Consider the following 17,379-nt stretch of genomic DNA (forward strand, 5'->3'; position numbering starts at 1 on the left):
GGTGGGCTGTGGGGGAAGTTTTCCGGGGCGCAGCCCCGGAAAACTTCCCCCACAGCCCACCTGGGGGCCCGGGGGTGGAGCCCCCGGGAGGGGCAGGAGTACGGCGCCCCGACGTGGGGTAGCCAAAGGCTCGCCGCAAGGCGAATTGGCACTCCGCTTGACCGAGTGCTAACCGCGTCATAGTCTCGGCTCCGTTGGCACTCTCTACCTGGGAGTGCCAAACACAGCGACGGGCAGATCCGGCACCCGCGACGACGGATCTATCTGGTCGCCACCTGAGACAGTTAACCCCGTGAGATCTCCGAAGGGGGAGGTCGGATCGTGACGACCGCCAGCTCCAAGGTTGCCATCAAGCCGCTTGAGGACCGCATCGTGGTCCAGCCGCTCGACGCCGAGCAGACCACGGCCTCCGGCCTGGTCATCCCGGACACCGCCAAGGAGAAGCCCCAGGAGGGCGCTGTCCTGGCCGTGGGCCCGGGCCGCTTCGAGAACGGCGAGCGCCTGCCGCTCGACGTCAAGGTCGGTGACGTCGTGCTCTACAGCAAGTACGGCGGCACCGAGGTGAAGTACAACGGCGACGAGTACCTCGTCCTCTCGGCTCGCGACGTGCTCGCGATCATCGAGAAGTAATTCACCCCAGTTTTTGATCTGCGCCCCTGGTACCCGTCCATCTGCCGGGCGCCCGGGGCGCAGTTCGTTTTGAGCGACGGCGGCCACCGCTGCGTGGCCGGGGATCGCAACGAGAGGACTTGAAGCAACCATGGCGAAGATCCTGAAGTTCGACGAGGACGCCCGTCGCGCCCTCGAGCGCGGCGTCAACAAGCTGGCCGACACGGTGAAGGTGACGATCGGCCCCAAGGGCCGCAACGTCGTCATCGACAAGAAGTTCGGTGCCCCGACCATCACCAACGACGGCGTCACCATCGCCCGCGAGGTCGAGCTCGAGGACCCGTACGAGAACCTGGGCGCCCAGCTCGTCAAGGAGGTGGCGACCAAGACCAACGACATCGCGGGTGACGGCACCACCACCGCCACCGTGCTGGCGCAGGCGCTGGTCCGCGAGGGTCTGCGCAACGTCGCCGCCGGTGCCTCCCCGGCCTCCCTGAAGAAGGGCATCGACGCCGCCGTCAAGGCCGTCTCCGAGGACCTTCTCGCCACCGCCCGTCCGATCGAGGACAAGAAGGACATCGCCGCCGTGGCCGCGCTGTCCGCCCAGGACCAGCAGGTCGGCGAGCTCATCGCCGAGGCGATGGACAAGGTCGGCAAGGACGGTGTCATCACCGTCGAGGAGTCCAACACCTTCGGCCTGGAGCTGGACTTCACCGAGGGCATGGCCTTCGACAAGGGTTACCTGTCGCCCTACATGGTCACCGACCAGGAGCGTATGGAGGCCGTCCTCGACGACCCGTACATCCTGATCCACCAGGGCAAGATCTCCTCGATCCAGGACCTGCTGCCGCTGCTGGAGAAGGTCATCCAGGCCGGTGGCTCCAAGCCGCTGCTGATCATCGCCGAGGACGTCGAGGGCGAGGCCCTGTCGACCCTGGTCGTCAACAAGATCCGTGGCACCTTCAACGCCGTCGCCGTCAAGGCGCCCGGCTTCGGTGACCGCCGCAAGGCGATGCTCGGCGACATGGCCACCCTCACCGGTGCCACCGTCATCGCCGAGGAGGTCGGCCTCAAGCTCGACCAGGCCGGTCTGGACGTGCTGGGCACCGCCCGCCGCGTGACGATCACCAAGGACGACACCACCATCGTCGACGGCGGCGGCAACCACGCCGACGTCGAGGGCCGCGTCGCCCAGATCAAGGCCGAGATCGAGTCCACGGACTCCGACTGGGACCGCGAGAAGCTCCAGGAGCGCCTCGCCAAGCTCGCCGGTGGCGTCTGCGTCATCCGCGTGGGTGCGGCCACCGAGGTCGAGCTCAAGGAGAAGAAGCACCGTCTGGAGGACGCCATCTCCGCGACCCGCGCCGCGGTCGAGGAGGGCATCGTCTCCGGTGGTGGCTCCGCTCTCGTCCACGCCGCCAAGGTGCTGGAGGGCGGCCTGGGCAAGGAGGGCGACGAGGCCACCGGTGTCGCCGTCGTCCGCCGCGCCGTCGTCGAGCCGCTGCGCTGGATCGCCGAGAACGCCGGCCTCGAGGGCTACGTCATCACCTCCAAGGTGGCCGAGCTCGACAAGGGCCAGGGCTTCAACGCCGCCACCGGCGAGTACGGCGACCTGGTGAAGGCCGGCGTCATCGACCCGGTCAAGGTCACCCGCTCCGCCCTGGAGAACGCCGCCTCCATCGCCTCCCTGCTGCTCACGACCGAGACCCTGGTCGTCGAGAAGAAGGAAGAGGAGCCCGCCGAGGCCGGTCACGGCCACGGCCACGCCCACTGAGGCCACTGAGATTCACCGAGGCTTCTCCGGCGAGCTGATCGCCGAGTGAGCGGAAGGCCCGGCACCCCTTCGGGGGCGCCGGGCCTTCGCCTTTTCTGTACGCCGTTTCTGTATGCGGCTACTTCGGTCCGTACTTGCGGCCCGTCGTGGACGAGGCCCGGCTCACCGCGCGGCGCGGGGCGATCCGCATGAGTCCCGTGAGCGCCTTGTAGCGGGGGTCCGGCACGGAGAGCGTCTTGCCGTGCGCCAGGTCGCGCAGCGCCGCCGCGACCACCTTGTCCGCGTCCAGCCAGAGCCAGGCGGGGACGTTGTCCGTGCCCATGCCCGCGCGCTGGTGGAACTCCGTACGGACGAAGCCGGGGCACAGGGCCATCAGCCGCACGCCCGAACCGGCCAGGTCCCGCGCGACGCCCTGGGTGAACTGCACGACCCACGACTTGCTCGCCCCGTACGTGCCGCGCGGGGTGAACGCGGCCACCGACGCGACGTTGACGACCGCGCCCCGGCGGCGCTCCCGCATCCCCTCCGCCGCCGCCGAGGTCAGCCGCAGCACCGCCTCGCAGTGCACCTTGAGCATCCGCAGTTCGTCGGCCATCGGGACTTCCAGGTACGCGCCCTTGTTGCCGAAGCCCGCGTTGTTGACCAGCAGATGCACCGGGCGTTCCGCGTCGCGCAGCCGGGCCTCGACGGCCTCGATGCCCTTGTCCTCGGCCAGGTCCGCGCGGAGCACCTCGACCTCCACGTTGTGCCGGTCGTGGAGGTCGGTCGCCTGCGCGGAGAGGCGTTCCTCGTCCCGGGCGACGAGGACCAGGTCGTGGCCGTCGGCCGCGAGCCTGCGGGCGAACGCCGCGCCGATCCCGGCCGTCGCTCCTGTGATCAATACAGTCGTCATACCGGCACGGTAGAGCCCGGTGGCGTTCCGCGCGGGCAGGATCACTCGAAGGTAGGCGACCTCGTCACAGCCTCACCCAAAGCAGTGAAGGTGAAGGCTGGACAACCCCCAAGGTGGGCTTATGCTCGAAGGATGATCGAGGCTCGTCATCTGAGGGTGCTGCGCGCGGTCGCCACCACCGGTTCGTTCTCGGCGGCGGCGCGCGAGCTGGGGTGCACCCAGCCCGCCGTCAGTCAGCAGATGAAGGCCCTGGAGCAGTCCACGGGCACCCCGCTGCTGATCCGTACCGGGCGCGAGATGCGTCTCACCCAGGCGGGTGAGGCCCTGGTCCGGCACGCCTCCGGCATCCTGGCCGGGCTGACCGCGGCCGAGGAGGAGATCGCGGCGATCGCCGGGCTGCGGGCGGGGCGCGTACGGATGGTGTCCTTCCCCAGCGGCAGTTCCACGCTGGTGCCCGGCGCGCTGGCGCGCATGCGGGCGGCCCACCCCGGTACCCAGATCTCCCTCGTCGAGGCGGAGCCGCCGCGCTCGGTGGAGCTGCTGCGCGACGGCGACTGCGAGATCGCGCTCGCCTTCCGCTACCCCGAGGTGCGGGGCTCGGACCCGGCGGCCGCCGCGGAGTGGGACGACCTGGTCGTACGCCCGCTGCTCACCGACCGGCTCATCGGCGTGCTCCCCGAGGGGCACCGGCTGGCCGGGGCCGAGCGCATCGGCGTCGCGGAACTGGCCGGGGAACCGTGGATCGCGGGCTGTCCACGCTGCCGCAGGCACCTGGTCGAGGTGTGCGAGAGCGCGGGCTTCACCCCGCGGATCGACTTCGCGACGGACGACTACCCCGCGGTGTTCGGCCTGGTCGGGGCGGGCCTCGGCGTGGCCGTGATGCCGGAGCTGGCCCTGGAGACGGTACGGCCCAAGGGGTCGGTGATCGTGCCGGTGGAGCCGGTGGTGCAGCGGGAGATCGTGGCGCTGACGTTGCCGGATCTCGCGCGGGTGCCGGCGGTTGCCGCGATGCTCTCCGAGCTGGCGACCGCGACGGCTCGCCCGGCGGCGTAGGTCCCTGCGCCGGGGCTGCGCCCCGGACCCCGCGCCTACTGGGCTGCCTCTTGCGCTCGGTGCGCGACTGCGGGTGCGGTGGGGGCTTGTCGCGCAGTTCCCCGCGCCCCTTACGGGGCGCGGCTAGGCCACCGTCGGGGTGATCGTGCGGTGGCGGGCACGGCCCATGAGTTCCTCGCGTTCGTCTTCCGTGAGGCCGCCCCACACCCCGTAGGGCTCACGCACGGCCAGCGCGTGCGCCGCGCACTCCGCCCGCACGGGGCACCGCATGCACACTTCCTTCGCCGAGGTCTCGCGCGCGCTGCGCGCCGCACCGCGCTCGCCCTCGGGGTGGAAGAACAGGGAGCTGTCGACCCCGCGGCAGGCCGCCAGGAGCTGCCAGTCCCACAGGTCCGCGTTGGGGCCCGGAAGGCGGGAGAAGTCTGCCATTGCTGTCTCCTCGGAGCGATCCGCCGATGGAAGCAGATGTAAATATGACTGATTGCGAATCTAGTCATAGACGACGGCAAATGGGAAGAAAGACTGCTCCGCGTGGGCAAATGGGGCATAGTCGGTGCGCCGTGAAGGGCGCCCCCAATGCGCCCTGCTCCGTGTCCGCGCCCTCACGTAGAGTGCCGAACGTGGCCGACCGAGCCCGTAACTCTTTCGGGTGACCGTCGTTGAGAGGGCGGAGGCGGTTGACGGATGAAGCAGTCGGGCGGATGTCCGGACCTGCCGTAGAGCGTCGATCGCACAGGTGACGATCAGTACCAGCCTGGAGGCTCAAGGTGACGCGCATCAGCTGCGGAGGACGGCCATGACATCCGTCCTCGTCTGCGACGATTCCCCGCTTGCCCGAGAGGCGCTCCGCCGTGCGGTGGCGACCGTGCCCGGCGTCGAGCGTGTGACGACGGCGGCCAACGGCGAGGAAGTCCTCCGCCGCTGGGGCGCCGATCGTTCGGACCTCATTCTGATGGACGTACGCATGCCCGGACTCGGCGGCGTCGAGACGGTCCGGCGGCTGCTCTCCGCGGACCCCGGAGCACGCATCATCATGCTCACGGTCGCCGAGGACCTCGACGGCGTCGCGCTCGCGGTCGCCGCCGGGGCGCGCGGATACCTGCACAAGGACGCCTCGCGCGCCGAGCTGCGGGCCACCGTGACGCAGGCGCTCGCCGACCCGACCTGGCGGCTCGCCCCCCGGCGGCTGCGCTCGGCGGAGATGGGTGCGGCGCCCACCCTCACCGCGCGGGAGATCCAGGTGCTCGAAGGGATGAGCCACGGCCGTTCCAACGCGGAGATCGGGCGCGAGCTGTTCCTCTCCGAGGACACCGTGAAGACCCACGCGCGGCGGCTGTTCAAGAAGTTGGGCGCCTCGGACCGGGCGCACGCCGTGGCGCTCGGCTTCCGCTGGGGCCTGGTCCGCTGAGCCGGGTCCCGCCCCCGGTGCGCTGAGCCGGGTGTGGCGCGCAGCGCCGTGAGGTCGCGGTGCGCGCCACCCGGGTAGGTGAGGTGCCGTGGCCTCCGTGCGCCCCGGCCCAGCGCCGAAACTCCGAGCGATGCCGCATCCTTGGAGTGTGACCCCTCCCCGGCCGGAGGCCGATGCTCCTCGCTCGGCCGGCGATGACCCCATGACGGACGAGCCCCGTCCCGTGACCGGTGGTACCGGCACAAGCTATCGGTGGAGTCGAGCGGGCGGGGGCGGGTATACCCGGAAGGGGGAGACGCTAGACGTGAGTACGAGGACACCTACGCGTAACGGTTCGATGCACGACTATGAAGGCGGTGCCGTGGATCGCTTGGCGTCGAGGCACCATGGACCGATGCGCGACGACGACACGACGGGGTCTCCTGCGGCTGCCGCCCCCGGGGAGATCGGCGCACTCGTGGCCCTCGCTGTCGAGGGGGACCGGCGGGCCACACACGACCTGCTCGCGCTGGTGCACCCGCTCGCGCTGCGCTACTGCCGCACCCGGCTCTCGCGGCTGCCGGGTGACGCCCGGCACTTCGTGGACGACCTGGCGCAGGAGGTCTGCCTCGCGGTGCTGTGCGCCCTGCCGCGCTACCGCGACACCGGCCGCCCGTTCGAGGCGTTCGTGGTGGCCATCGCCGCGCACAAGGTCGCCGATCTCCAGCGGGCCGCCATGCGGCACCCGGGCAGCACGGCCGTGCCCTCCGACGAGATGCCCGAACAGCCCGACGACTCCCTGGGGCCCGAGGAACGGGCGCTGCTCAGCAGCGACGCGGAGTGGGCCAAGAAGCTGCTGGCCAACCTCCCGGAGAACCAGCGCGAACTGCTGCTGCTGCGCGTCGCCATCGGCATGACCGCGGAGGAGACCGGCCAGATGCTCGGCATGTCGCCGGGTGCCGTGCGGGTCGCCCAGCACCGCGCGCTCAGCCGGCTCAGGGCCCTCGCCGAGCAGTGAGCGTGCGGTCGTCGTGCGGTCGGTCGTGCGGTCGGCGAAGGGGGCTCCGGTGATCTCCGAGAGGGGGTCGAGGGGCCCCTTTCGTGCGATTGTCCAAGTGATGCGGGACTCAGCTGTCGTGGAATGGGACACCTGTGACGGCCGTTAGCATGGGAGTCCCCGCCGAGGCAAGACCATTGGGAAGGTGTCATGACTGACAACGTCGACGGAATGCCCGCGAAATTCGCGATGCTCGGTCTGACATACGACGACGTCCTGCTGCTGCCGGGCGCTTCGGAGGTTCTGCCGAACGCGGTGGACACCTCTTCCCGTGTCTCGCGCAACGTCCGGGTGAACATCCCGCTGCTGTCCGCCGCGATGGACAAGGTGACCGAGGCGCGCATGGCCATCGCCATGGCCCGCCAGGGTGGTGCGGGCGTGCTGCACCGCAACCTCTCCATCGAGGACCAGGCCAACCAGGTCGACCTCGTCAAGCGCTCCGAGTCCGGCATGGTCACCGACCCGATCACGGTCCGCCCGGACGCCACGCTCGTCGAGGCCGACGCGCTGTGCGCCAAGTTCCGCATCAGCGGTGTGCCGGTGACCGACGCCGCGGGCAAGCTGCTCGGCATCGTCACCAACCGCGACATGGCCTTCGAGCTGGACCGCAGCCGCCAGGTGCGCGAGGTCATGACCCCGATGCCGCTGGTCACGGGCAAGGTCGGGATCTCCGGCGAGGACGCCATGGAGCTGCTCCGCCGCCACAAGATCGAGAAGCTGCCGCTGGTCGACGACGCCGGTGTCCTCAAGGGCCTCATCACGGTCAAGGACTTCGTCAAGGCCGAGCAGTACCCCCACGCCGCCAAGGACGCCGAGGGCCGCCTGATCGTCGGTGCCGCGGTGGGCGTCGGCGACGAGGCGTACGACCGCGCCCAGGCGCTCGTCGAGGCCGGTGCCGACTTCCTGGTCGTGGACAGCGCCCACGGCCACAGCCGCGGCATCCTCGACATGATCGCCAAGGTGAAGTCCAACATCAACGTCGATGTCGTCGGCGGCAACGTCGCCACCCGCGACGGCGCCCGGGCGCTGATCGACGCGGGCGTCGACGGCGTCAAGGTCGGTGTCGGCCCGGGCTCCATCTGCACCACCCGCGTGGTCGCGGGCATCGGCGTGCCGCAGGTCACCGCGATCTACGAGGCCGCGCAGGCCTGTCACGCGGCGGGTGTGCCGCTGATCGGTGACGGCGGTCTGCAGTACTCGGGCGACATCGCCAAGGCGATCGCCGCGGGCGCGGACACGGTGATGCTCGGCTCGCTGCTCGCGGGCTGCGAGGAGTCGCCGGGCGAGATGGTCTTCATCAACGGCAAGCAGTTCAAGTCGTACCGCGGCATGGGCTCGCTGGGCGCGATGCAGTCGCGCGGCCAGGCCCGCTCGTTCTCGAAGGACCGCTACTTCCAGGACAACGTCCTCTCCGAGGACAAGCTCGTCCCCGAGGGCATCGAGGGCCAGGTGCCCTACCGCGGCCCGCTGGCCTCGGTCGCCCACCAGCTCATCGGCGGCCTGCGCGCCTCCATGGGCTACGTCGGCTCGGCGAACGTCCAGGAGCTCAAGGACAAGGGCACCTTCGTCCGCATCACGTCCGCGGGCCTCAAGGAGAGCCACCCGCACGACATCCAGATGACGGTGGAGGCGCCGAACTATTCGCGCCGCTAGCCCCGCCGCCCGGCTAGGGGTCCGGGGGTTGCCCCCGGGAGATGCAGTCAGATGACGGTGGAGGCGCCGAACTACTCCCGTCGGTAGTAGTTCGCGTTTCAAAGAGCCCGTGGCCGCTCAGGCCGCGGGCTCCGTCGCGTCGGGGATACTGGATGCGGCAGACGTAGAAGGAAAGGCCACAACGTGACTGAGATCGAGATCGGGCGCGGCAAGCGCGGCCGCCGGGCGTACGCATTCGACGACATCGCCGTCGTCCCGAGTCGCCGTACCCGCGACCCGAAGGAGGTCTCGATCGCCTGGCAGATCGACGCCTACCGCTTCGAGCTGCCGTTCCTGGCCGCCCCCATGGACTCGGTGGTCTCCCCCGAGACCGCCATCCGCATCGGCGAGCTGGGCGGCCTCGGCGTGCTCAACCTCGAGGGCCTGTGGACCCGCTACGAGGACCCGGAGCCGCTGCTCGCCGAGATCGCCGAGCTGGACGAGACCGCCGCGACCCGCCGCCTCCAGGAGATCTACTCCGCTCCGATCAAGGAGGAGCTGATCGGGCAGCGCATCAAGGAGGTCCGCGACTCCGGTGTCGTGACCGCCGCCGCGCTCTCCCCGCAGCGCACCGCGCAGTTCTCCAAGGCCGTCGTCGACGCGGGCGTGGACATCTTCGTGATCCGCGGTACGACCGTCTCCGCCGAGCACGTCTCCGGCGCCGCCGAGCCGCTGAACCTGAAGCAGTTCATCTACGAGCTCGACGTGCCGGTGATCGTCGGTGGCTGCGCCACCTACACCGCCGCCCTCCACCTGATGCGCACGGGCGCGGCCGGTGTCCTCGTCGGCTTCGGCGGCGGCGCCGCCCACACCACCCGCAACGTGCTGGGCATCCAGGTCCCGATGGCGACCGCGGTCGCCGACGTGGCCGCCGCCCGCCGGGACTACATGGACGAGTCCGGCGGCCGCTACGTCCACGTCATCGCCGACGGCGGCGTGGGCTGGTCCGGCGACCTGCCGAAGGCCATCGCCTGCGGTGCCGACGCCGTGATGATGGGCTCCCCGCTGGCCCGCGCCACCGACGCCCCGGGCCGTGGCTTCCACTGGGGCATGGAGGCCGTCCACGAGGACGTGCCGCGCGGCAAGCGCATGAACCTGGGCACCGTGGGCACCACCGAGGAGATCCTCACCGGTCCCTCGCACACCCCGGACGGCTCGATGAACATGTTCGGCGCCCTGCGCCGCGCGATGGCCACCACGGGCTACAGCGAGCTCAAGGAGTTCCAGCGCGTCGAGGTGACGGTCGCGCCGTCGGAGAGCCACAAGCGCTGATCACCCTGGCGTACGCAGGACAAGGGCCCGGACCGCTCGGCGGTCCGGGCCCTTGTCCGTTCCCGTCGCGTTGCCGCCTCCGTCCCCACCTCAACTCCGTTAGTTCCGTATAAAGGTTCGGCCATAGGGAATACTGGCGACTTATGGCGCAAAGCAAGTCGTTCAGCGGCAGGGACATGGGGATCGACCTCGGCACGGCGAACACGCTGGTGTACGTGCGGGGGAAGGGAGTGGTGCTCAACGAGCCATCAGTCGTCGCCGTCAACGCCGAGGACGGCAGCGTGCTGTCGGTCGGTCACGAGGCCAAGGAGACCATCGGCCGCACCCCTTCGAACATCGTCGCGGTCCGCCCGCTGCGCGACGGCGTCATAGCCGACTTCGAGATAGCCGAGCGGATGATGCGGCACTTCATCAAGAAGGTGCTGGGCAACCGCCTGTTCACCCGCCCGCGCGTCGTGGTGTGCGTCCCGTCCGGCATCACCGGTGTCGAGCGGCGCGCGGTCATCGAGGCCGCGTCGCGGGCCGGGGCCCGCCAGGTGCACCTGGTGGAGGAGCCGATGGCGGCGGCGATCGGCGCGGGGCTGCCGGTCAGCGAGCCCACCGGCTGCATGGTCGTCGACATCGGCGGCGGCACCACCGAGGTCGCCGTGATCTCCCTGGGCGGCATCGTCACCGCGCGCTCCGTCCGTACGGCGGGCGACGCGATGGACGTGGCGATCACGTCGTACGTCAAGAAGACATACGCCCTCGCGATCGGTGAACGCACCGCCGAGGAAATCAAGATGAGCATCGGCTCGGCCTCGCCGACCGCTTCCTGGAACGCCGCCGGGCTCTCCGCGCTCGCCCGCCAGATCGAGAAGAACGACGGCCTGGAGGACGTGGGCGGCGACCCCGAGGAGACCCAGGGCCTGCTGCCGCCGGACCGCTTCACCATTCGCGGTCGCGACCAGGTCAGCGGTCTGCCGAAGACGCTGGAGCTGACGGCCGACGAGATCCGGCACGCGCTCACCGAGCCCGTCGACGCCATCGTCATGGCGGTGCGGCAGACGCTGGACGAGACGCCGCCGGAGCTCGCGGGCGACATCATGGACCGCGGCGTCGTCCTCACGGGCGGCGGCGCGCTGCTGCGCGGCCTGGACGTGCGGCTGAGCAAGGAGCTCGACATCCCGGTCCTCGTCGCCGACGACCCGCTGGACTGCGTCGCCGTGGGCACGGGGCGGTGCGTCGAGGACTTCGCCGCGCTCAAGACGCTGCTCGACACCCCTGCGGGGCGGCTCCTGGGCTCGGGCCGGCTGTAGGCGGGGTTTCCCGGGGGCCTCCGCCTCGCCCCCGGGCCCCTTTGTTCACAGGCGGTGCGCCGTGCCCGCCGGTGTCGCCCCGCGGGTGTCCAGCAGGAGCTGCGCCTTCACGGCGAGCCCCTGGAGGTCGTACGTGCGGTGGTGCTGGAGCAGCACCGTCAGGTCCGCTTCGGCCGCCGCCTCGTAGAGGCAGTCGGCCCGCGGCACCGGGCGCTCCAGTACGCGCCACTGCGGCACGTACGGGTCGTGGTAGCTGAGCTGCGCGCCCAGTTCCATCAGCCGGGAGGCGATCTCGCGGGCGGGCGCGCCCTCCTGGTCACCGGTGTCCGCCTTGTAGGTGACGCCCAGCAGCAGCACCCGGGCGCCGCGCGCCGACTTGCCGTGTTCGTTCAGCAGGGTGGCGCAGCGCTGGGTCACATAGCGCGGCATCCGTCCGTTGACCTCCTGCGCGAGTTCGACCATGCGCAGCGGGTAGCCGAGGCTGCGGCCGCGGTAGCCGAGGCACTCGGGCAGGTAGTTGGGGTCGACGGGCCGGCCGTGGCCGCCGACACCGGGGCCCGGGCGGAACGCCTGGAAGCCGAACGGTTTGGTCTCCGCGCAGCGCACGACGTCCCAGATGTCGACGCCGATGTCGTGGCAGAAGACGGCCATCTCGTTCGCGAGTGCGATGTTGACGTGCCGGTAGTTGGCCTCCAGGACCCGTACCGCCTCGGCCTCGCGCGGCCCCCGGGCGCGGACGACCTTCTCGCAGAGCCGTCCGTAGAAGGCGGCGGCGGCCTCCGTGCAGGCGGAGGTGAGGCCGCCGAGGACCTTGGGGATGGTGGCGTAGCCGTGACTGCGGTTGCCGGGGTGGCCTGGGTCGATCCGGCTGGGGGAGTAGGCGAGGTGGAAGTCGCGTCCGGCGCGCAGCCCGGAGCCCGCCTCCAGGAGCGGGCGCAGATATTCCTCGGTGGTTCCCGGGTAGACGGCGGATTCGACGAGCACCGTGGTGTGCGGGCGCAGCCGGGCCGCGAGGGTGCGGGCCGCGTCGCCGACGGGGGTCATGTCCAGCGCGCCGTCCTCGCCCGGCCGGGTGGGGGCGCAGATCACGGCGGTGCGCACCCTGCCGAGCTCGGCGTCGTCGGTCGTGGGCCGGAAGCCGGCGGCGAGCATCCGGCGGACGTCCGCGGCGGTGAGGGAGGCGTCGCCGCCCTCCGAGGGCAGCCGTCCCGCCGCGAGCTCGGCGACGGTGTGCGGGTCGGGGTCGTAGCCGACGGTGGCGATGCCCGCCGCGGTGGCGGCGCGGGCGAGCGGGAGGCCCAGATGGCCCAGTCCGATGACGGCGAGATCTGCGGGCATGGCGAGGCGGTCCTTCCCGGAGGGCCGCACCTGGGGTCGCACCTGGGGCGGCCCCTGGACGGGGTGCAGACGGGGTACATCAGGTTAAGCGGATATATGACTGTTATTCGGGATTGCCGCACCGTGGTGCGTTGTGGCGTCTTCCGGCCGCGTCTCCCGGTGGCCCTTCCGGCGCGCCTCCGATGTGCCTCCGATGTGCATCCGATGCGCCTCCGTGCGGCCGAAGCGACGGATCTGGGGCAGCATCGAAAGGGAGCGTGCGCCCGCGCCACACGGGTGGTGCGTACGGCGGCTAGCCGGCGGAAGCCAGCGGGAGGCAGCGGTGAGGACGGCGACACTCGGGCCGGTCGAGCGCGGCGAGGCGCTCGCCCGGATGGCGGAGCGGGAACTGGACATCCTTGTGGTCGGCGGCGGCGTGGTCGGCGCGGGCACCGCGCTCGACGCGGCCACCCGCGGGCTCGCGACGGGGCTCGTCGAGGCGCGGGACTGGGCGGCGGGCACCTCCAGCCGGTCCAGCAAGCTGATCCATGGCGGGCTGCGCTATCTGGAGATGCTCGACTTCGCGCTCGTACGGGAGGCACTCAAGGAGCGCGGGCTGCTGCTGGGGCGCCTGGCGCCGCACCTGGTGAAGCCCGTGCCGTTCCTCTATCCCCTCCAGCACCGGGGCTGGGAGCGGTTCTACGCCGGGTCGGGCGTGGCCCTGTACGACGCCATGTCCGTCTCGTCGGGCCACGGGCGCGGGCTGCCCGTGCACCGCCACCTCACTCGTACGCAGGCCCTGCGGGTCGCGCCGTGCCTGCGGAAGGACGCGCTGGTCGGGGCCCTGCAGTACTACGACGCCCAGATGGATGACGCGCGCTACGTCACCACCCTCGTACGGACCGCCGCGGCGTACGGCGCGGACGTCGCCAACCGGGCGCGCGTGGTGGGCTTCCTGCGGGAGGGCGAGCGGGTGGTCGGCGCCCGGGTGCGTGACGTGGAGCAGGGCGGCGAGTTCGAGATCCGCGCCCGGCAGATCGTCAACGCCACCGGGGTGTGGACCGACGACACCCAGAAGCTGATCGCCGAGCGGGGCCAGTTCCACGTCCGGGCGTCCAAGGGCATCCACCTGGTCGTGCCGAAGGACCGCGTCCACTCCACCACCGGGCTCATCCTGCGCACGGAGAAGAGCGTGCTCTTCGTCATCCCGTGGGGCAGGCACTGGATCATCGGCACGACGGACACCGACTGGGACCTGGACAAGGCGCACCCGGCCGCGTCGAGCGCCGACATCGACTACCTGCTCGAACATGTGAACTCGGTCCTGTCCGTGCCGCTGACCAGGGACGACGTCCAGGGCGTGTACGCCGGGCTGCGCCCGCTGCTGGCGGGGGAGTCGGACGCGACGAGCAAGCTCTCCCGCGAGCACACCGTGGCCCACCCGGTGCCGGGCCTGGTGGTCGTGGCGGGCGGCAAGTACACGACGTACCGGGTGATGGCCAAGGACGCGGTGGACGAGGCGGTGCACGGCCTGTCGCAGAAGGTCGCCGACTGCGTCACCGAGGACGTACCGCTGGTGGGCGCGGAGGGCTACCACGCGCTGTGGAACGGCCGGGCCCGCATCGCCGCCCGCGCCGGGCTGCACGTGGCGCGCGTCGAGCACCTGCTCAACCGCTACGGCTCGATGGCGGACGAGGTGCTGGACCTCATCGCCACGGACCCGGTCCTGGCCGACCCGCTCACCGGCGCCGAGGACTACCTGCGTGCCGAGGTCGTCTACGCCGCCTCGCACGAGGGGGCGCGGCACCTGGACGACGTGCTGACCCGGCGCACCCGCATCTCGATCGAGACCTTCGACCGCGGCACCCGCTGCGCCCGCGAGGCCGCGGAGCTGATGGCGCCCGTGCTGGGCTGGGACGCCGTCCAGGTCGGCAAGGAGGTCGAGCACTACGAGAAGCGGGTGGAGGCGGAGCGCGAGTCGCAGCTCCAGCCCGACGACCAGACGGCGGACGCGGCACGGCTGGGCGCCCCGGACGTCCAGCCCATCTAGGGCGTGGTCCAGCCCATCTGGGGCGTACGGAGCTCCTATTCGGGGCGTACGGCAGTAAGGCGGGCTGCTCGGGCAAAAGGTGCACAGACTGCATTCACGGTACGCCGCCGGGTGTAAGGATCGCGTCAAATGGGGGCGAATTGAGGGGGCGTCGTCTGACGAACCGTACATACATGCCATGAACAGGCCAGCTGTGAGCATCCCGTGACAGCTCGCCGCAGGCGGAACCGGTGCGGCCGAAACCAGGTCCCTTAACTGAAGAGCGGGCGGCGGCTTGCGGCCATCATCGGAAGGCCTGCGGACCCTGGCCTTCCACAGGTCCGCGGATGAGAGACAATGGTGGCTCTGCCAGGGTGGGTTGGTCGCAGAGCTGATTGCCAGAGGGGACGCATGTCGGAGGCGGAGCAGACGCAGGGCACGGCAGGGCGCCTCCTGGCCGGGCGGTACCGCCTCGGGGACGTCCTGGGGCGCGGTGGCATGGGCACGGTCTGGCGCGCGACCGACGAGACGCTCGGCCGCGTGGTCGCGGTCAAGGAACTGCGGTTCCCCGCGAACATCGACGAGGACGAGAAGCGCCGCCTCATCACGCGCACGCTGCGCGAGGCGAAGGCCATCGCCCGCATCCGCAGCGCCGGCGCGGTCACCGTCTACGACGTCGTGCACGAGGACGACCGGCCGTGGATCGTCATGGAGCTGATCGAGGGCCGCTCGCTCGCCGACGTCATCCGCGAGGACGGGCCGCTGCGCTGGCGCCGTGCCGCGGAGGTCGGCCTGGCCGTCCTCGACGTGCTGGGCGCCGCGCACCGCCAGGGCATCCTGCACCGCGACGTGAAGCCGTCCAACGTGCTCATCGCGGACGAGGGCCGGGTGGTCCTCACCGACTTCGGCATCGCCCAGGTCGAGGGCGACCCGTCGGTCACCTCGACGGGAATGCTCGTCGGCGCGCCCTCGTACATATCCCCTGAGCGCGCCCGCGGCCAGAAGCCCGGCCCGCCCGCGGACCTGTGGTCCCTGGGCGGTCTGCTGTACGCGGCCGTCGAGGGCGCACCGCCGTACGACAAGGGGTCGGCCATAGCGACCCTCACCGCCGTGATGACCGAGCCGCTCGGCCCGCCGAAGAACGCGGGCCCGCTGGCGGAGGTCATGTACGGGCTGCTGGCCAAGGACCCGGAGAAGCGGCTCGACGAGGCGGGCGCGCGGGCGCTGCTGAACGGTGCCATCAACGCTCCGGACGAGCGGCTGGCCCCGCAGCTCGTCGAGGCCGAGCTGGAGACGACGCAGGCGATCGCCATCCAGGACATCCCGGAGCCGAAGGCCGCGTCGAGACCCGAGCGGAAGGGCGGCGGGGCGAAGGCTGCCCGGACGTCGTCCTCGTCGTCCTCGCCGTCCGGGTCGTCTGCGTCGTCCTTGTCGTCCGGACCGTCTTCGTCGTCCGGATCGCCTGGGTCGTCTCGGGCGTCCGGGGCCTCCGGGGCGCCTGCTTCGTCTTCGTCGAAGCCGTCGGTGAAGCCTCTGGTGGACCCCTTGGCGAAGCGGGCCGGAGTGTCGGGAGCGGACGGCAAGCCGTCGTCGGCCGCCGGCGCGCGGCCCGTCGTCGCGGGCGGCGCCGCCACGGGGAACGGTGGCGGCACGGCGAACACCGGCACGGGGAGTGGCCCGGCCGGCGCGGGCGGCGGCTTCCAGCGGGTGCAGTGGGAGAAGGCCTCGGTCATGGAGGTCGTACCGCGCCGCACCCTGGTCATCGTGGCGGTCGTCGTGGTGCTCGCCGTCATCGGGACGGTGCTCGCGTTCACGCTGGGCGGCGACAAGGGCAACGAGGGCAAGGGCGTCAAGAGCGCCAAGGACTTCAAGAACACCGCCGTGTCCGTCTCCACCGGGCAGACCGGCGTCGGCGCGCTGCCGGGCGGGGACAGCCGCGCGGCCGGGTACATGCGTGTGGAGAACGACGCCTACCAGTTCCAGATCGACATGCCCAAGGGCTGGAAGAGGACGGGCACGGCGGGGAACGACTCCGGTGTCGTCTACAGCGCCGCCGGTGGCTTCCCCCGCCTCCAGATCGACTTCGGCCCCGAGCCGAAGGCCGACGCCGCCAAGGCGTGGCGCGAGGCCGAGGCGGGCGCCAAGCGCGGCATGAAGAACTACAAGGGCCTCGGTGTCGAGGAGGTCCGCGACTGGCGGGGGCACGCCTACCCGACCGTCGCCGATTGGACCTTCGAGCGCGACCAGGACGGCAAGCGCGTCCAGGTCCTCAACCGCGGCTTCAAGGTCGACGACGACCACGGCTACGCCATCATGATCACCTGCGAGAAGGCGGCCTGGGACGGGGCGGAGTGCCGGTCGCTCCGCGATACGGCGTTCCGTACCTTCACGCCCGAGGACTGACGCGAAATCGGACACTGCTGTGCGAGGCTGCTGGGCAATGTCGCTGCGCAATGCCGCTGCGCGCGGCCGCTGCGCGCGGCCGCTGCGAGTGGCCGCCGCGGCGTGGCTCCAGAGGGAACGGCCCACTCGTCTGGCTGATGTGACTGGACTGGCCACGGACGGAGCGACGTACTGAGCCGTACGCGCCCGAAGGGGCGCCTTCGGCACGTATCGTGAGTTGTCGTGGACGGTACGCAACCGCAATAGGCAGCGGAATGACCGGTGTTGACGGTCAGTGGGACGGCCATCGGGGTGGGGCGACCACAGGCACGGCGCACCGGGGTGGTGGATCGACCGGTGGACCGAGTGACCGAGTGACCGAGTGACCGGGTGGACCGGATAGGGCGGATCACACGCGTGGGGAGGCGTCGTGGACGATTACGCGGGACGGGTGCTCGCCGACCGCTATCGGCTGCCGCTCCCGCCGTCCGACGTCTTCGAGCTCGTCGAGACGCGCGCCTTCGACACGTACAGCGGGCAGGAGGTCTTCGTCCGGCAGATCCCGCTGCCCGAGGTCGTCGACGCCGAGGTGGTCGGCGGGGGAGTGGGTACGGGCG

General features: G+C 71.1%; 14 protein-coding genes. 11 read left to right on the top strand and 3 right to left on the bottom strand.

All coding sequences use genetic code 11. The annotated features are described in order from the left end of the window. The first annotated feature begins 321 nt into the window (after positions 1-321). Positions 322-630: a co-chaperone GroES gene (groES, locus tag K6I34_RS13515; RefSeq protein ID WP_004955293.1), complete on the top strand. Its 309-nt coding sequence runs from the start codon at positions 322-324 to the stop codon at positions 628-630. Positions 631-760: 130 nt separating this feature from the next. Continuing rightward, positions 761-2,383 (top strand): chaperonin GroEL, encoded by a 1,623-nt coding sequence (groL, locus tag K6I34_RS13520; RefSeq protein ID WP_229325687.1) that lies wholly within the window; start codon positions 761-763, stop codon positions 2,381-2,383. A gap of 118 nt (positions 2,384-2,501) precedes the next feature. Here groL and K6I34_RS13525 read toward each other — a convergent pair whose 3' ends face one another. Further along, entirely contained in the window at positions 2,502-3,275 is a 774-nt protein-coding gene (locus tag K6I34_RS13525) for an SDR family oxidoreductase (RefSeq protein WP_229325689.1), read from the bottom strand. Between the two features lie 132 nt (positions 3,276-3,407). Here K6I34_RS13525 and K6I34_RS13530 point away from each other — a divergent pair, with 132 nt between their 5' ends. Then, entirely contained in the window at positions 3,408-4,328 is a 921-nt protein-coding gene (locus K6I34_RS13530) for a LysR family transcriptional regulator (protein ID WP_229325691.1), read from the top strand. A 123-nt stretch (positions 4,329-4,451) separates the two neighbouring features. Here the strand turns inward: K6I34_RS13530 and K6I34_RS13535 are convergent, their stop codons facing one another. Further along, on the bottom strand, positions 4,452-4,757 hold the full coding sequence (locus tag K6I34_RS13535; protein ID WP_121802034.1) for a WhiB family transcriptional regulator: 306 nt from the start codon (positions 4,755-4,757) through the stop codon (positions 4,452-4,454). Positions 4,758-5,124: 367 nt separating this feature from the next. Here K6I34_RS13535 and K6I34_RS13540 point away from each other — a divergent pair, with 367 nt between their 5' ends. From K6I34_RS13540 to K6I34_RS13560, 5 genes are all read left to right on the top strand, one after another. Continuing rightward, positions 5,125-5,736 carry a response regulator transcription factor gene (locus tag K6I34_RS13540; RefSeq protein WP_003948568.1) on the top strand — a complete coding sequence of 204 codons (612 nt, stop codon included), beginning with the start codon at positions 5,125-5,127 and terminating at the stop codon, positions 5,734-5,736. A 394-nt stretch (positions 5,737-6,130) separates the two neighbouring features. Beyond that, positions 6,131-6,733: a sigma-70 family RNA polymerase sigma factor gene (locus K6I34_RS13545; protein ID WP_121802035.1), complete on the top strand. Its 603-nt coding sequence runs from the start codon at positions 6,131-6,133 to the stop codon at positions 6,731-6,733. A gap of 189 nt (positions 6,734-6,922) precedes the next feature. After that, positions 6,923-8,425 carry an IMP dehydrogenase gene (guaB, locus tag K6I34_RS13550; protein ID WP_229325693.1) on the top strand — a complete coding sequence of 501 codons (1,503 nt, stop codon included), beginning with the start codon at positions 6,923-6,925 and terminating at the stop codon, positions 8,423-8,425. A 183-nt stretch (positions 8,426-8,608) separates the two neighbouring features. Continuing rightward, a complete protein-coding gene (locus tag K6I34_RS13555; protein ID WP_121802037.1) occupies positions 8,609-9,736 on the top strand; it encodes a GuaB3 family IMP dehydrogenase-related protein in 1,128 nt (375 codons plus the stop codon). A 143-nt stretch (positions 9,737-9,879) separates the two neighbouring features. Next, the gene (locus tag K6I34_RS13560; protein WP_229325695.1) at positions 9,880-11,034 is read left to right on the top strand and encodes a rod shape-determining protein; all 1,155 of its coding nucleotides are present in this window, start codon (positions 9,880-9,882) and stop codon (positions 11,032-11,034) included. A gap of 45 nt (positions 11,035-11,079) precedes the next feature. Here the strand turns inward: K6I34_RS13560 and K6I34_RS13565 are convergent, their stop codons facing one another. After that, positions 11,080-12,372 carry a nucleotide sugar dehydrogenase gene (locus tag K6I34_RS13565; RefSeq protein WP_229325697.1) on the bottom strand — a complete coding sequence of 431 codons (1,293 nt, stop codon included), beginning with the start codon at positions 12,370-12,372 and terminating at the stop codon, positions 11,080-11,082. Positions 12,373-12,694: 322 nt separating this feature from the next. On the opposite strand from K6I34_RS13565, the gene K6I34_RS13570 reads away from it, so the two are divergent. The 3 genes from K6I34_RS13570 to K6I34_RS13580 all read left to right on the top strand — a co-directional run. Next, positions 12,695-14,401 (top strand): FAD-dependent oxidoreductase, encoded by a 1,707-nt coding sequence (locus K6I34_RS13570; protein WP_229325699.1) that lies wholly within the window; start codon positions 12,695-12,697, stop codon positions 14,399-14,401. A gap of 390 nt (positions 14,402-14,791) precedes the next feature. Next, complete coding sequence (locus K6I34_RS13575; RefSeq protein ID WP_229325701.1) at positions 14,792-16,783, top strand: serine/threonine-protein kinase; 1,992 nt, start codon at positions 14,792-14,794, stop codon at positions 16,781-16,783. 409 nt (positions 16,784-17,192) lie between these two features. Beyond that, positions 17,193-17,379: hypothetical protein (locus K6I34_RS13580; protein WP_229325703.1), on the top strand; the 187-nt coding region annotated here is incomplete at its 3' end.

Source organism: Streptomyces sp. UNOC14_S4 (assembly GCF_020740835.1).
GTDB lineage: Bacteria > Actinomycetota > Actinomycetes > Streptomycetales > Streptomycetaceae > Streptomyces.